At 66.0% G+C, this 15,418-nt stretch carries 13 protein-coding genes, 1 tRNA gene and 1 riboswitch; of the genes, 7 read left to right on the forward strand and 7 right to left on the reverse strand.

Annotation, left to right across the window (positions count from 1 at the left end; genetic code table 11):
- Nucleotides 1–910 (forward strand): beta-ketoacyl-ACP synthase III (locus DD1DGNOD_RS25355; RefSeq protein WP_131771190.1); only part of this gene is annotated, 910 nt, incomplete at its 5' end.
- Between the two features lie 186 nt (nucleotides 911–1,096).
- On the opposite strand, the gene DD1DGNOD_RS25360 is transcribed toward DD1DGNOD_RS25355, so the two are convergent.
- Complete coding sequence (locus tag DD1DGNOD_RS25360) at nucleotides 1,097–1,882, reverse strand: hemerythrin domain-containing protein (protein WP_165035277.1); 786 nt, start codon at nucleotides 1,880–1,882, stop codon at nucleotides 1,097–1,099.
- A 705-nt stretch (nucleotides 1,883–2,587) separates the two neighbouring features.
- On the opposite strand from DD1DGNOD_RS25360, the gene corA reads away from it, so the two are divergent.
- Nucleotides 2,588–3,577, forward strand: a complete 990-nt coding sequence (gene corA / locus DD1DGNOD_RS25365; RefSeq protein WP_346434380.1) for a magnesium/cobalt transporter CorA — start codon at nucleotides 2,588–2,590, stop codon at nucleotides 3,575–3,577.
- 559 nt (nucleotides 3,578–4,136) lie between these two features.
- Here corA and DD1DGNOD_RS30985 read toward each other — a convergent pair.
- Nucleotides 4,137–4,481: a hypothetical protein gene (locus DD1DGNOD_RS30985; RefSeq protein WP_165035278.1), complete on the reverse strand. Its 345-nt coding sequence runs from the start codon at nucleotides 4,479–4,481 to the stop codon at nucleotides 4,137–4,139.
- A 124-nt stretch (nucleotides 4,482–4,605) separates the two neighbouring features.
- Nucleotides 4,606–5,850 (reverse strand): 4-hydroxybenzoate 3-monooxygenase, encoded by a 1,245-nt coding sequence (locus tag DD1DGNOD_RS25375; RefSeq protein ID WP_131768852.1) that lies wholly within the window; start codon nucleotides 5,848–5,850, stop codon nucleotides 4,606–4,608.
- Between the two features lie 500 nt (nucleotides 5,851–6,350).
- Nucleotides 6,351–6,554: riboswitch (cyclic di-AMP (ydaO/yuaA leader) on the forward strand.
- A gap of 188 nt (nucleotides 6,555–6,742) precedes the next feature.
- Between DD1DGNOD_RS25375 and DD1DGNOD_RS25380 the strand changes: the two genes are divergently transcribed.
- Entirely contained in the window at nucleotides 6,743–7,744 is a 1,002-nt protein-coding gene (locus DD1DGNOD_RS25380; RefSeq protein ID WP_131768853.1) for a C40 family peptidase, read from the forward strand.
- A gap of 401 nt (nucleotides 7,745–8,145) precedes the next feature.
- Here the strand turns inward: DD1DGNOD_RS25380 and DD1DGNOD_RS25385 are convergent, their stop codons facing one another.
- A complete protein-coding gene (locus DD1DGNOD_RS25385; protein ID WP_241255977.1) occupies nucleotides 8,146–8,799 on the reverse strand; it encodes a PHB depolymerase family esterase in 654 nt (217 codons plus the stop codon).
- A 256-nt stretch (nucleotides 8,800–9,055) separates the two neighbouring features.
- On the opposite strand from DD1DGNOD_RS25385, the gene DD1DGNOD_RS27540 reads away from it, so the two are divergent.
- The gene (locus tag DD1DGNOD_RS27540) at nucleotides 9,056–9,580 is read left to right on the forward strand and encodes a MarR family winged helix-turn-helix transcriptional regulator (protein WP_165035280.1); all 525 of its coding nucleotides are present in this window, start codon (nucleotides 9,056–9,058) and stop codon (nucleotides 9,578–9,580) included.
- A 48-nt stretch (nucleotides 9,581–9,628) separates the two neighbouring features.
- Here DD1DGNOD_RS27540 and DD1DGNOD_RS25395 read toward each other — a convergent pair whose 3' ends face one another.
- Nucleotides 9,629–10,384: a type 1 glutamine amidotransferase gene (locus DD1DGNOD_RS25395; RefSeq protein WP_131768856.1), complete on the reverse strand. Its 756-nt coding sequence runs from the start codon at nucleotides 10,382–10,384 to the stop codon at nucleotides 9,629–9,631.
- A 45-nt stretch (nucleotides 10,385–10,429) separates the two neighbouring features.
- Nucleotides 10,430–11,680 (reverse strand): Mur ligase family protein, encoded by a 1,251-nt coding sequence (locus DD1DGNOD_RS25400; RefSeq protein WP_131768857.1) that lies wholly within the window; start codon nucleotides 11,678–11,680, stop codon nucleotides 10,430–10,432.
- A gap of 474 nt (nucleotides 11,681–12,154) precedes the next feature.
- Between DD1DGNOD_RS25400 and DD1DGNOD_RS25405 the strand changes: the two genes are divergently transcribed.
- The 3 genes from DD1DGNOD_RS25405 (at nucleotide 12,155) to DD1DGNOD_RS25415 (ending at nucleotide 13,368) form a co-directional block, all read left to right on the forward strand.
- Nucleotides 12,155–12,649, forward strand: a complete 495-nt coding sequence (locus DD1DGNOD_RS25405; protein ID WP_131771176.1) for a tRNA adenosine deaminase-associated protein — start codon at nucleotides 12,155–12,157, stop codon at nucleotides 12,647–12,649.
- A 46-nt stretch (nucleotides 12,650–12,695) separates the two neighbouring features.
- A complete protein-coding gene (gene tadA, locus DD1DGNOD_RS25410; protein WP_131768981.1) occupies nucleotides 12,696–13,142 on the forward strand; it encodes a tRNA adenosine(34) deaminase TadA in 447 nt (148 codons plus the stop codon).
- 136 nt (nucleotides 13,143–13,278) lie between these two features.
- A tRNA-Ser gene (locus DD1DGNOD_RS25415) sits at nucleotides 13,279–13,368 on the forward strand.
- Nucleotides 13,369–13,545: 177 nt separating this feature from the next.
- Here DD1DGNOD_RS25415 and DD1DGNOD_RS25420 read toward each other — a convergent pair.
- Nucleotides 13,546–14,931, reverse strand: a complete 1,386-nt coding sequence (locus tag DD1DGNOD_RS25420) for a pyridoxal phosphate-dependent decarboxylase family protein (protein ID WP_131768859.1) — start codon at nucleotides 14,929–14,931, stop codon at nucleotides 13,546–13,548.
- Nucleotides 14,932–15,418: the final 487 nt, after the last annotated feature.

A 15,418-nucleotide genomic window follows, 5' to 3' on the forward strand; every position in this document is an offset into this window, starting at 1 on the left:
CATCTGCAACCAGTTGGACTCCACACCCGGGTGGATCGAATCCCGGTCCGGTATTCGCAGCCGCCGGTTCGCGATCGCCGAGGAATCCCTTGGGGCGATGGCCGCGACAGCCGGCGGTAAGGCTCTGGCCAGTGCCGGTGTCGGGATCGCCGACGTCGGATGCATCCTGGTGGCGACAATGTCCCATGTCACCCAGTCGCCGTCGGTGGCCACGGACGTAGCCGCCAGACTCGGTGCGGAGAAGGCCGCGGCATTCGACATCTCGGCCGCCTGCGCTGGTTTCTGCCATGCTCTCGCGGTCGCCAGTGACATGGTGCTCGCCGGAAGCGCCCGGTATGTCCTGGTGATAGGAGCCGAGCGCATGTCGGACATCATCGATCCGCACGACCGGAGCACCGCTTTCCTGTTCGGGGACGGCGCCGGAGCGATTGTCGTCGGGCCGTCCGAGACAGCGGGTATCGGGCCGGTCGTATGGGGTTCGGATCCCTCGGCTCGAGATGCCATCGCGCACGACCATTCCTATCTGGACTGGCGCGACAACACCGATCTGCCCTGGCCGACGATGCGAATGGTGGGCCAGCAGGTCTTTCGCTGGGCATCCTGGCAGATGGCGCCCGTTGCGCGGGCGGCGCTCGATGAGGCCGGCGTCACGGCGGACGATCTCGCCGCGTTCATTCCGCATCAGGCCAACATCCGTATCATCGACATAATGTGCAGGGTGCTCGCCCTGCCGAACACGGTAACCGTCGCCCGGGACGTCGCGATACACGGGAACACCTCCGGGGCATCCATTCCGCTCGCGATGGACGAGATTCTCGCCAGCGGGCAGGTGCCGTCCGGCGGGCTCGCCCTGCTCATAGGTTTCGGCGCAGGCCTGGTATACGCCGCCCAAGTCGTCCGGCTTCCCTGAGAATCTTTTCCGAATCTTCCGCCCCGCTCGCCGATCGAAGGCAGGATCTGAAACGGACTCCAAAAAGGACATGCGACAAACCTATGATCGCGTGTCCTTCGGCTAGCCGGGAGTCAGCGGCAACTGTCGTCCACACCGGCCGTCACACGGCGGTGCCCGAACCCGCCTCTCCGGTGCGCCAGCCGATCACCGATCATGCCGCGTGGCCGCATTCCGCTGGCCGTCCTGCCCGCTGCCCGTCGCCTGCTCGGATTGTGACGACGGGATGGGCCGACCAAGCAGGTACCAGCCCCACAGCCCCGCAGGTATCGGCGCCCGCGCCGGAGTATCCGCGGCGACGCGCGCATCCATGGCGTCCAGAACGTGATCCCAGCTTCCTGCGACCCGCAGCACCAGACCGCTGAGGACAGCCGTCCGGGGAAGATGCGGATGCGAGCGAGTGGGTGCCCGCTGTACCGACCGTTCGAGCAAGGTCACCACCCGGCGCAGCTCCGGACCGGACAACGTCTCGTCCAGCTCGGCGACCATAGGGTCCTCGATGGCCACGTGCTGTTCCTCGAGTTCGGCGAGGCGGTTGCGCAATGTCTGCATCGACTCGTTCGGCCGATGCACGTCACCCTGAATATGCTGGGAAATGCCGCGCGTCACCGACTCGATTTCCCGTGCCACCGCGTGAAGCTCGGTGACACACGCCCGGCGGTCCGGAAGGCGGCGGCGTGCCATCGGGTAGACGGCGGTCTGCACGGCATACATGTGAATACTGATCGCCGCGACCGCCATGTCGACCGCCCGCAGTGGGCGCCTGGGGTCCCCTGGGGCCGCCGAGGCGGAGAACGTAAGGCTCACAAGATCATTTATGTGGTCGTGGGACGCTCTGATCAGGCTGAGCGGGGATGCCGCCGGCCGAGCCCGCTCGCCGAACCCGGCTTCTTCCTCCGGTCGGGCCCCTCCCGAACCTGCTGCGGTCATCATCGCCGCCCCCTCACAACCCGGAGACCTGGGCCTCCTGGATCGGCTTCCGGACCCCTCCCAGATCGGCTTCGCCGATCCGACAGGAACCCCGGGCGCGAAAACATGATCGCGCCACCTTTGACCCCTAGCCGACCGAACCGCCCGCCGGCCTCGCGCCATCCGGCCCATGAGCCGAAAACAATAGAATCGGCGCATCATGCTCGCCGGTCAAGCCGTCCTCCCAACGGTGATCCGCTCCCGGCCGGGTACATCGGCGTCGGGCACGGCGAGGGCAGGAGCACGGACTTGCGACAATGATCCGGGCGGACGCGGGACACTCCCCGGTGCCGTCCACAGGCGTCCTGGGGTCCAGTTGCCTCGGCAGTGCGACGTCTAGCAGAAAGAAGCCGGATAGACACGTTCTGTAATGAACACTCCTCGTCGAGCCATCATCGGCACCCGGACTCGCAAGAGCCGCAGCGACGTCCAAGCACAGGCACGACCGGAACAGGAGAACAGGAGGAGTTGAATGTGACCGACAGGAAATTCGGTGATGATTCCGACAATCGCCACGACGAACATCACCCTTTCTCCCGGAGTCCTTCCGACCGCGGGAACGCGACCGCCCGGCTGACAGAAGCTGTGACCAGGCGGGTTTCACTCGTTCGGAGGCACCCGAAAAGGCGCCGTTCCCGTCCGGAGATCCCTTCGGCACCACCGGGGCGGGTGGTCGCCTGCCACGTCTACCGGGACGGCCACCGTGATCCAGGCACCATCCACCATGCTGACGCCCTGCGCGTGGCCCGCGAGCAACGCAACAGTTTCACCTGGCTCGGTCTCTACCAGCCGACCGCAGCCGAGCTCGCCAACATCGCCGACGTGTACGGGCTGCATCCACTCGCGGTCGAGGATGCCGTCAACGCCCACCAGCGCCCGAAGGTGGAGCAGTACGCGGAGACGCTTTTCGTCGTCCTCAAGACTGTCTGCTATGTGGATCACGAGGAGCTGACCGCGACATCGGAGATCGTGCACACCGGAGAGGTCATGGTTTTTCTCGGCCACGACTTCGTCGTCACCGTTCGGCACGGAGAACACGGCGGACTCCAGAACCTTCGCAGCCGGATGGAGGCAACGCCGGAGGTACTCAGGCGCGGACCGTCGGCCGTCCTCCACGCCATCTGCGACCAGATCGTCGACGACTATCTGGCCGTCACCGAAAAAATAGAGGTCGACATCGACGCCATCGAAGCCTCGGTCTTTCAGCGGTCGCTTCGACCCGATGCCGGCAAGGTTTACCAGCTCAAACGGGAGGTACTCGAATTCAAGCATGCCGTGGCGCCCCTCTACGCTCCGCTGCGCATGCTGACCGAGTCCGGCGTCACCGGGATCGACGCCCGCGTCCGGGCGTACTTCCGGGATGTCGCCGACCACCTCGAAGAAGTCACCGCGCGAATAGCCCGGTTCGACGAGCTGCTCTCCTCGATACTGCAGGCGACCCTGACCCAGGTCACCATCGCGCAAAACGAGGACATGCGTCGTATCAGCGCATGGGTCGCTATCGCTGCGGTTCCCACCGCGATAGCCGGTATCTACGGTATGAACTTCGACCATATGCCCGAACTGCGCCAGGTCTGGGGATATCCGGCGGCCCTCTGCCTGATAGTGACCGTCTGTGTCTTTCTGTACCGGGCGTTCAAGCGAAACGGGTGGCTTTAGCGATCGAGGACAGGACCGTCCGGCGGATCTTCAGCAGATCTTCATCGCGCTGATCAGTACCCGGGCTGGCGTTTCTGCCGGATCCGGGAGGTCCGGAAGCCGATCCCGCAGATCTGCCCTGATCACATCCCCTGGCATCGCTTCACGGGATGATTCTTCGGGTCTCGTCAGAGATCACCTGGACGCAGCTCACGGACGTGGTCCTTCCGGGGCCACGGACGCGCCCCGCCCAACCCCGCCCGAGCCGCGAGCACCTGCCCAGCGACACGGAGGGGAGGGGAGGGAATGCGACCGATCGGGCCTGTAGCCGCATCCAGCACGGCTATCCACACAACCAACTGTACGATTTGATCGTATTTTTACCGGTTGTTCCACGGCATAGCATCCGGCAGCGGGATTCACGAGGACCACGGCGTCGGCTACCGTGATGAACTGTGTCGGGCTTTCACGGGAGACCCGTCCTTGCGCGGCCCTCCCGACCATCGCTCGGCGGCAGGCGGCAACGGCCCTCCACTCACGGCCATACCTTCGACGCCGGCGGCCGCGTCGCCGTCGTCCTTCATATCCAGGACGAAGGCGACGCGGTCCGATGACACAACCGATGGATACGGTCCGTAATGATCTTGTTGCAGAACTGGCAATAAGACTGGAACAGCTCGATCAACTTCTTGGACGCCTGGAAGACGCCGAACGGCAGGCCGCGGACGCCGGCGAGCACCTGATGCGCGCCCGGCAGTGGCAGGAAGACACCCTTCGTGCGATTCAGGACGAACGCGCCCAGATGCGTACACACCAGCGCGCCTTGGACAATCTCGCGGAACGCGCGCAGACCGCTGTAGACGCCCTGGCCGTCAGCCATCGCTCTCTGTCGCCAGAGGTCCACGAACTCGCGATCGAACTCCACGTCCTGCAGACCGCTGGCCTACTCTCCCGCCGGCCACCCCACACGCGCCATCCGTAACAACGGCGGCCCACCATAGAGATAGGGGTCCCCGTCTCGCGCCGAAGGCGCCAGACGGGGGATAGGTCTAGACGGGGGATAGGTATTGTTCCGCGAATTCGGCGGCAGCGACCGGTGACGTCCGGAGACGGTCCAAGCGAACGTCCTGCAAGCGCCGGGCGAACGAGTCGGAGAGCTCGACGTTCACCATCTGCAGCAGTTTGGTCGACGCTTCCTGCGCCAGCCAGGCCCGAGCCTGGCACACCTCGGAGTAGGCGTCCAACGGTCGTTCGTCCGAATTGTGAAGGGCTGCCGCTACCGCCAGCGCGAGCGTCTCACCATCGGCGATGGCAAGCCCGGCGCCTTTGGCCGCCGCCGGCGGCACTCGCCGCGAGGCGTCCCCGGCGAGTAGGAGACGTCCCAACCGCATCGGTTCGTAGAAGAGTGAGTCCATCGTGATGACGTTCGGCGGTTCGAGCAACGGCCCTTCCGCCAGTTTCCAGTCGGCGTCCACGGCGAGGCGGGTGTGCAGCTCCTCCCAGATCCGCTCGGATGGCCAGTCCGCTGCGTCGGTTGCGGCCTCGACCTGTAAATAGAAGCGACTCGTCCGGTGGTCGCGCAGCATGTGGCCGGCGAACCCCTGCGGACTGATCCCATAAATGATCTTATCGGTAGATGGAGCGACTGCAGCAAGGACCGCAAGCCATGCCCATGGGCTGCCATGCTGTCGGGTGTTGCGCAACGCGCCCTCGGGAATCGACCGGCGGGAAACACCATGATGACCGTCGCAACCCGCGATGAAACGGCTTTCCACGGTCCGCCGCTGCCCGTCGGCTGCGACGAAGGACACGGTAGGGTGGTCGGAGGTGAGCGCGTCCAATGTCACGTCAGTGGCATCGAACTCGATGACGCCACCTGCGGCAAGGTAGGCGGCGACCAGGCCGGCGACAAGCTTCTGCTGTGGGTAGACAACGTGATGGCGTCCGCCCGCGTGCCGAGCATACTCAACAACGAACGCTCGGCGACGATGCCTAAACTCACAGTTGTGGTGCGGGGCACCCTCAGCCCTCAGGCCGTCGGCAAGCCCATTGCGCTCCAGGACGTCCACCGCTCCTGGTCCGAGTAACCCGGCACGTGGGCGACTTTCCACCCTCGCCCGGCTGGCGCACTCAAGCACAAGCGTGTCGACACCGCGACGAGCCAGTATGACCGCGGCTACGAGACCCGCGACACCCGCACCGATCACGACGACGTCCGCGCGTTGTGGACGTGACCGCCGGGCAGGTGCATCCGGTCGGAGTGCGGTACGCCCATCCGGTGCGGACTGCGTCATAGCGACTGTCTCTCCAGGGAGCGCCGAACGGTTCTTGATCACTAGCCGCACCACCTTGGTCACGTGAGTGAACAGACGAGGCGCTGTCAGCGTACGACGCCAGACTCCTCAACCCGTCAGGAGGCCGACAATCTGGAACAACTCAACCGGACAACCGTGATGAACAGGATGAAAATCTCTTCAGTTCACACCAACGTTTGCTACTCAAAGTAGTGAGACATCTACTAGAAGTACTCAAAGACCCCCCGTCGACCGACTGCCGCCACTATGGCGTAATGTCATCCTCCGCATCCTGCAAGTCACGGAACACGGAGCGTCAGCCGAGGGACCAAAAGTCACGAACCAGCAGGTCATGCACGGCGGCGAGCCAGTCGGTGAAGGAGGACGAGGAAGAGCCGGGTATGGCACTTCATACAGCTACTCGCCGTAGTTGTGAGGGACTAGTGTTTACTAGCGCCATCCTTATGAACTAGTCTCGCGCCGACGTCACGACACACCGGACCGAAATGCCGAATCCTGCCCACGGTCCCGGTGTTCCCTCCGAGTCGTCACCAGGGCAGGAGCGGGGGACCCATCCTCCACCGGACGGCACCGAGCCGCGGTGTCGTCCTCGGGGTGAAGTGCGCAGCGCGATGGTCGCGTGACCCACCGGGCAGCCCAGCCCGAACCCGACAGCTCACCTCGCAGGCGAACGGGAAGGATCACAGCCTTGTCTGCGCATGATGTGCAGCTTGATCCAGAACCATGGTCACGTTCGTCGCAGACGGCTTCGCCGTCATCCCGCCGGCACCAGGTCGACCGGCACGTTGAGCGCCCGACACGTGGCCGGCACCGCGCACCAGTATCACAGTCCGGAGCAGGTCGCTCGCGAGCCCGGGCCGCGGTCGCCGCGATGACCACCGGCACGGTTGCGGTGTCCGGAGTTGCCCTGGCCGGATGTGCCCCGACCGACTCGGGTCCCGACGAGGCTTCCGTCACCTCTCCGATAACGCTCGGAGCTCAGTTCGGAAGTCAGGCCTCTCTTGCCAACCTGCGCACCTCCGTCATCAACCCGACGTCTGCGACCAGCCCAGGGTCGATCGCCAGCCAGGTACTCAACCAGACCGACCTGCGCCCCAAGTCGGGGGCCGTGCTCAGAGTCACGAATCCGGACGTTTCGGTTAAAGCCGATCGGCCGGTGGAGATGGGATTTTCACTCGAGGACGAGACCACCCACGCGCCACTGGCCAATCAACTCGTCAAGGTCCAGGTGAAGCTGCCGGACGGATGGGCGACCTTCAAACACCTTTACACCAACGACCAGGGCTTCACGAGCTATACAGCCAAGGTTCTCACCACCACGCAGATCACCGCTATCTTCGACGGAACCGACGCCCTGCGGTCAACACGGTCGACCAATGTCGGTACGCTGACCGTGGTCCCCAATTTCGTACCCGCACCTCCGGCGCGGGTTTCCCAGGCGACCACCCGTAGCGGCTCTCAGATCTTCGGCACCAATCCGTCACCGGACGCTGCTATCTCGAGCGCGATCGGAGCGGCCAGCTCGTTTGGTGAACGGGCTGTATATCTCGCGGCGCAGCAGGCCGGCAAGCCCTACGTCTACGGTGCGGAAGGCCCCTACTCCTTCGACTGCTCAGGCCTGGTCCAGTACATCTTCAAGCAGCTGGGACGCAACCTCCCCCGCACGGCCGAGGCGCAGTACCAGGCGACCACCCGGGTATCACAGTTCAACAAGCAGGTCGGTGACCTGATTTTCTACGGTTCACCGGGTAATATCTACCATGTTGGTATTTATGCCGGTAATGGTAAGATGTGGGTGGCGCCGAAGTCCGGCGACGTCGTCTCACTGAGAGTTATCCACACCACGTCGTATTCCGTTGGCCGGGTCGTCTAGCTGATCTGACCAGCCCGCGTCGACATCCGGCCATCAGCACGCCGCCAGGCGTAGCGGTTACGGCCTCATAAACAATCCACAAGCGGGTTCCTGCGCAGCCTCCCCCTCCGGTTGCGCACGAACCCTGCCACCAGGTCGACGTTGTCGGAGTCAACGTCGACCTGGTGGCACCCCGCACCCCACGATAATGACTTCCGCTGGCCGGACCGAGCCAACCCCCCCAGCTCGGAAAGTCCGGCGGAACAACAGGCTTCCGCTGGCCGGTCGTACTGCACCCCCCCCACAGTGCGGCCGGCCGGCGGGAGTCGACATCGTCCCGCCGGCCGGGTGTGCCGCCGGAGACTCAGGCCCACTGGGGAACTTCTCTTCAGCAACAACAGACGACCGGACATTCGGCTTGACTAAAGCTTGAAGTCCCTGGAGAAGTCCCACAGATCACGAGTGGTGCTCTCGTTCCATGTCGTCTCTTCGACATGCCGGACATGAACCTCTGGTGGGCAGCTCTGGGCCTGCCCGACCGGCCCCACCACCCCGACGGCGGCGAACTTCTGGCCGCTGCCGAGCGCTGCACAGGCAGCCAGGAGGGCCGCGTGCCCACCCTCACCAGCACCCCAGATGTAGATCCGGGACGGGTCGATCTTCGACCGCTCCTGCGAGACGTAGCGAACAACATCACGCAGGTACTGCACGTCCGCACCCTGTGGGTCGTCCAACCTCCATTCACTGTCCACGGCCTCCGGGTAGACCACGGCGAACTCCCGCCGGTCGGCGAGCACCGAGGCTCTGCTGGCCTTTTCGATCGCGCTCGCGTCACTGCTGTCGTCATGCAGGACGAGGACCAGCGGCAGCGGCTTGCTGGGGCTGGAGTCGGCGTGAACGGCAAGCTCACGCTCGGCGGAAGCGTACCCTGCCGGTATTTTTGCTCGCTCGGTGTCCGGGCTGCCCGAGCGGGACACGTAGATCCAGGCGACCACGAGCACGGCACCAATGATCAGTACCCGCTTGCGGTTCTTGGCCCATAGCTGTTTCCCGGCTTTCAGCGGATTCGATACCACGAGACAACCGAACCACACCAGGAGCTGTCGATTCGGCAGATTCGCCTCGCGGCGCACACAAGTCGGGACCTACCTGGAGTGTGCTGGCTCACACCCGGGCAGCTTGTGGAGCAGCGTTGTAACCACGAGTAACCAGACAGGCGTGATCGCTTCGGCACCCACGATGCGGCTCGTTCGTCAACGTGGTGTATCCACCAGAATCTCAACAACATCCGATTGCGGGGCATACGGCTGCCAGGACAGGGGTGAAGCCGAAGTGGATAACGGTCAGGAACTCGACGATCGGCTAATCAAGATCGAACATGAACTGTCGGTGCTCAGCCGGCGCGCCGAGCGCTTTCGGATGGCCATCGCCGACGAGTCCGGAACGGTCCTGGACCGCTCCGCCTACCTGCTACTCAGCCACATTCACGAGCACGGCGCCGTGCGGCTGACGACCCTCGGCGCGGTGTTCGCCCTGGACATCTCCACGGTGAGCCGCCAGGTCGCAGCACTTGCCACGGCCGGACTGGTGGAGCGCACCACCGATCCCAGCGATCGGCGGGCAACACTGGTGAAGCTGAGCGCACGCGGCCAGCAACGCTACCTCGCCACCCGCTCCGCGCGAGTGAAGACGATCAACAGCCTGGTGCAGACCTGGGCGCAGGAGGAACGCAACGTCTTCGGCGCCCTGTTGGGCCGTCTGAACGCAGCCATTGCCGAACACGACCGCGCCCGCTTTCCACCGCAGCATGAGCCGTGTCCCGCGCCCGACGCCCCCCCGAAAGCCGGAACGGACTGACACCGGCACCGGGCAGGCATGCTTCTCCCACGCGCCAGGGGACCCGGGTCAGGCATGGACATCCAGGGCATGCAGGCGCGCCTGGCGTAGTACCTCCGTCTCCGGCGGACCGGCCAGTTCCGGCAGTCGGCCATGCACCCAGGACAACAGCAGATCGGCCAGGGCGGGGTTCTGCGCGAGGACCGGGCCGTGCAGATAGGTACCGATCACGTGCCCGTCCACGATCCCGTCGGTGCGCTCCGGGGTGCCGTTGCCGATCCCCTTACGCACGAGCCCGAGGGGCCGCCCGTGCCCACCGGGCAGGCGCCGGGTGCGTCCTCCGTGATTCTCGTAGCCGAGCAGCAACGGCAGCGCGAGCTCGGGGGCCGGCTCGACGACGATGTCACCGACCGCACGTGGTGGCACCGGATGGTCCGGGGGGTCGAACGAGCGTCGCGTCTCCACATCCACCAAGCCCAACCCGTCATGGACCTGGCCCTCGCCGGCTGGGAAGGACGTGCCGATCACCTGATATCCGGCGCACACGGCAAGAACGACCGCACCCTGGGCCACCGCCTGTGCGATCGCGCTGTTCCTGCGCAGCCCCTCGGCGGCCAGTACCTGCGGTTCGTCCTCACCGCCGCCGAGAAGATAGATGTCACAGCCGCCGGGTACCGGTTCGCCGGCCGGGACGCCGACCACCTCGACTGGAAGGCCACGCCAACGCAGTCGCTGCGCCAGCACGGTCGCGTTGCCGCCGTCGCCGTACGTCCCGAGCAGCTCCGGGTAGATCAGGGCGATCCGGGTCGCCGACTCCAGGCTCATGCCGCAGTACCGATCATGTCACCGTTGGCGGTCATGTGTTCGTCCTCACCGGGCGACCCGCCCCAGGATGTCGCGGAAGGCGGTGTAGTTCGCGACTACGTCGACGATCTTCTCGTTCGCTGTCGCCGCGGCACTCTCGGCATCGGGGTGCACTGTGTGCGGGACCTCCACGTACGCCAGCCGGACACTCATGTCCTCCTTGCGCCCACCGGTGACCAGCACCTGTCGGCCCGCGAGCCGTTCGAACGGGACATCCCAGATCCAGGACGGGTCACGGCCGTCGGCGGTCTGCGAGTTGAAGTCAATGATCACCGGTCGGGCGGGTGCGGTGTTGAGCAGTTCCATCATCTCCACCCAGCCGGCCGGGTTCTTGGCCAGCAGCAGCCGACCGCGTATGCCGTTCTCGCCGAGTTCGACCTCCTGGTAGCGACCTTGGACGTCCCCGAGGCCGGTCATCGCGGCCAGCGCCTGCTCGACCTCCACCCCGAAGAGCTTCGCGGCGGCGGCGGCCATGGCCGCGTTACCGAGGTTCACCCGGCCGGGCAGATCGATGGACACCGTGAGGTGGCGGCCGAACCAGAGCAGCTCGTTCGGCCCGGTGACGGCGACGATGGGCTCGGGCCGGGCCAGGCCGCAGCCGCACCACCAGCCCGTGGCGTTGCGGTGAAGCAGGCGGGCACACTGGGGGCACACCATGGCATCCGCGGTCCAGTTCTGGCCTGCCGACACCCAGGTCTGGCTCGACCAACCGGAGGCGGCCCAGACGACCAGCGGGTCGTCGACGTTGGCAATCACCGTCGCGCCTGGCAGTTCGGCGCCGAGGTTACGCCACAGGCTCGCGATCCGCCGGGTTTCGTTCGACCGGTCGAGCTGGTCACGGCTGATGTTGAGGAGCAGGACCGCGCGGGGCTGGATCTCCCGGGCTACCCTGGGCAACCAGATCTCGTCCACCTCGAGCGCGGCAGCCGCGTCGTAGGGCGGCCTGGACAGGGCGGCCAGGACGCCCGCTGCCATGTTGGCGCCGCCACTGTTGCTCCGGACCGGGCCGAGCGTGCCCAGCGCACGAGCCAGTAGCCGAGTAGTCGTGGTCTTGCCGTTGGTTCCGCTGACACAGGCCGCCATCCGCCCGGTCGCGACTTCGGACAGGATCCGCGGGGAAACCCGCAGGGCGAGCTTGCCGCCGATCATCTCACCGGATCCGCGTCCCAGCCGGCGGGATGCCGAGGACGCGAGCTTCTCCACAGCAAGGGCGGCACGGGTGCGGGCGGAGAACCGGCGCGGGAAGGGTGTGGTCATCGCCTCCCCAGCGTGCCACGGGCCGCCGTGCCACTCACCGATACCCCACCCGGCGTACCCCGGCACATGTCGATACCCAACACCCACCCGGCCGTGGCGACACGGTGGGGACCGCTCCTGGAGAGCACGGCGTCCTCCCCCAGAGCACACGACATCCTCCCTTTGGGCAGTAGTGAACCGGTGGGGTACGGGTGTGGTACGAGGTGTGATATGACGTGCGCCGAACGGGTGTCCGGCGTATGCGACGAGGGCGCACCGCAGGCCGGTCGCCCCACTGCTCGGGCGAGGGGCGGCAGGGTGACGTGAACGGACGGCCGTCGTGGACCGAGCGGCGAATCTGTGGAGACTGCTACCGGTGCTCCGCTACAACGGCCTGGGTAAGGGTGCGGCCCGGCCGGTGACTCCGGGCCGCCGACCACCGGGCGGGCGCTCGGAGTTGGGTATGGACGCGATACAAGACCGTGGGAGAACTCGGTGACCCAGAAAGCCAGCGCCGTCGGCCGCATCCGCGGACACTGGAGCGCGCATGAGATCGACCTCGACGACATCGACGACATCGACGACCTTGATGCACTTGCGAATCTGATGCATGACATCTCCCCCGAACTCGTTGTCGTCTTCATCGAGGAGAACGACGAGTACCTGGGCATCGTCCGGATGGAAGGCGGCATCGGTGACCCCCGGGTCTTCCTGTCCGACCACCGGGTGCTGTTCACCTCGGCCCTTGCCGACCGCCTCTTCGCCGGCGCGCTGCCGCCGGCAGGCGGGCGGGACGTCGACGACGAGTCCGACGATGCGCTGGCGGGCGCGACTCCCATCGGGGACATCGATCTGCTTGCCGACCTCGGCACGGACGCCGACGCACTGGTCGAACTGATCACGGAGGAGGGTCTCCTGCCGGCGGACGTGGTGGCGGCGATCAGCGAACGTGCCGGCTGCGCCGACATCCTGGACGAGATCGGGAGCTGACGTGGGGGGCGGCCCCCGTCCGGGCGTACCCGAGCTCGCCGAGCTGATGGGCGCCGCCTTGGCGGAGGCCGAAGGGGCCCTGGCAACCGGGGACGTTCCGGTCGGCGCCGTCGTCGCCGACGCGGACGGCACGATCATCGGTCGGGGCCGCAACGCCCGTGAGGCCGAACAGGACCCGACCGCCCATGCCGAGGTGGTGGCGTTGCGCGCCGCCGCGGCACACAACGGTTCGTGGCGGCTGTCCGGGGCAACCCTGGTCGTCACCCTGGAGCCGTGCACGATGTGCGCAGGCGCGCTGATCCTGGCCCGGGTGGACCGCCTCGTCTACGGGGCGTACGACCCCAAGGCCGGAGCCGCCGGATCGCTGTGGGACACCGTCCGCGACCCACGGCTCAACCACCGAGTCAAGGTGATCACAGGCGTGCGGGAACAGGAATGCGCGAGCCTGCTGGCCGACTTCTTCGCCGCCCGCCGGAGCCGGCGGCCGTCCTGATCATGATTCAGATGGTGCGGACCGACCTGGATGGCCAAAGACAGCACGATCATGGTTTTTCGCTCTGCCGGAGGCCCAGGCCCAGGGCGGGTACGCGCCGTTCGGCCCGGCCGCGGCATCCAGTAAGCTAACAAACGGTGGAGTCGCCTAGTGGCCGAGGGCGCACGCCTCGAAAGCGTGTGAGGGGGCAACCCCTCCGTGGGTTCAAATCCCACCTCCACCGCCATCCTCAGGGGATCCCTGTGCTGACGCACCGGGTCGGATGGCTCCATGCCAACCGCGGGGGCCGAGCCCCCGCGGACCCCCACGGGTATCCCATACTCACGTCACACACCGGGGCATCCTCAGGGGATCCCTGTGCTTACACATCGGGTCGGATGGAAGCCGGTCAGGCCGTGTTCCGTCAGGCCATGCTGCCCAGGATGGTGGCGATGTCGGCCGGTTCGGTGCACGGGTTGACGATCGCGAAACGCGTCACCGTCTCCCCCTCGTGGACGGTCGGGGTAACAAAGGCAAAACCCGTCTGCAACAGTTTCTCCGTCCACTCGTAGTAATTTTTCGGCGCCCAGTTCAGTCGGCGCAGAACCACCACGGAAAGCTGCGGTTCACGCACGAGTTCCACGTAGGGCAGGGCTCTGATCTGATCGGCTGCCGCCCGTGCGGTGGCCAGCGACTTCTCCACGGCGGCACCGTAGGCTCGAGTACCGTGTGCAGCGAGTGAGAACCAGAAGGGCAGGCCCCGCGCCCGCCGTGAAAGGCCGATCGAGTAGTCCGCGGGATTCCAGTCGTCAGCGGCTTCGAGAACCTCGAGGTAACCCGCTTTCTGGGCATGCGCCGCACGTGCCAGCGCCGGTTCCCGGTAAATCAGTGCGCAGGCGTCGAACGGCGCGAACAACCATTTGTGCGGATCGACGATGAAAGAATCCGCATCAGCCACGCCGACAAAGAGATGACGGACCGATTCCGCGGCCAGCGCGGCAAGTCCATACGCTCCGTCGACATGCGCCCAGATGCCCCGCTCATGGGCTGCGTCGACGATTCCGCGGATGTCGTCGATAATGCCGAACTGGGTGGTACCGGCCGTCGCCACGACGGCGAACACGCTGTCACGGATGTCGGCGTCCGCGGTATCCAGGGCATGGGCCAGCGCGGGGCCGGTGAGGCGACCGTCGGCGTCCGCCGGGACCACCAGGAGTTCCGCACCCATGACCCGGGCGGCGGTCTCAACCGAGGAATGCGCTTCGGCACCGCAGGCGATACGCCACACAGTGGGTTTGCTGCTGCGCTGTGCCGCGCTCCGGCGCGTTTGCATCCGGTATCTGGCCGCGACGAGTGCGGAAAGGTTCCCGAGCGTTCCACCCTGGACGAAGACCCCGCCCGCCTCGGGCGGAAAACCGGCGAGATCGGACAACCAGCGCAGCGCCTGGTTTTCCGCATGAACGGCACCCGCCCCTTCGAGCCAGCTGCCCGCATATACGGAGGAGGCCCCGACGACGAGATCGAACAGTACCGCCGCCTTGGTGGGCGCCGCCGGGATGAATGAGAGGTTGCGTGGATGGTCGACCGAAATGCACGCCCGGGAGAGGAGCTCATCGAAAATCCTGAGCGCCTCGATACCACCGATGCCGCTCGGGGTTATCGTCTCCCCCACCGCGGCGGTCAGCTCCGCGCGCGAGCGGGTCCCGTCCAATGGAACGGGATTGAGGCGTAGTCGCTCCCGCGCATAGTTGACGACGGCCTGGGTCAGAATCTCGCTGTCGACGTCATAGCGGTGCACGAACACGAGCATACCCGGGCCCGTCCGAGTTTACGGACATCACAGCACGGCGACGGTGTGCACAGTCGGCGCGACCGGGTGCGCAAATCGAAACATGTCGAAAACAATGCTGACCGGCGCAGGTCGCACAGTTGTGCACGGTAAAACGATCGGCACGGCCGCACCAACATGTTCAGACGTGTCCGGACCCCCGCCCGGCGTACTCGGACCAGGCGGACGGGGCCCGGGCGGTAGGCAGGGCGGGGAGAACACATTCAGGACCGGGCCCGGTACGGGACCACAGGGCAACGAAACAGTCACAACCGGCAGCATATGAAGATCACATGACAACACACGAAGATCGCAAGCCTGGATCCTGAGAAGATCGGATCCTAGGAAGACCGGGCGACCGCATGCGGACAGAGCCACGACATCAAGAGCGTGGTATTTGCCGGCAGCCAGCGGCCGGGTCGACGTCACGACTCCGGAACAACATCACCGAGACCCACGTCGACCCGCC

It is taken from the genome of Candidatus Protofrankia californiensis (genome assembly GCF_900634765.1).
GTDB classification, from domain to species: domain Bacteria; phylum Actinomycetota; class Actinomycetes; order Frankiales; family Frankiaceae; genus Protofrankia; species Protofrankia californiensis.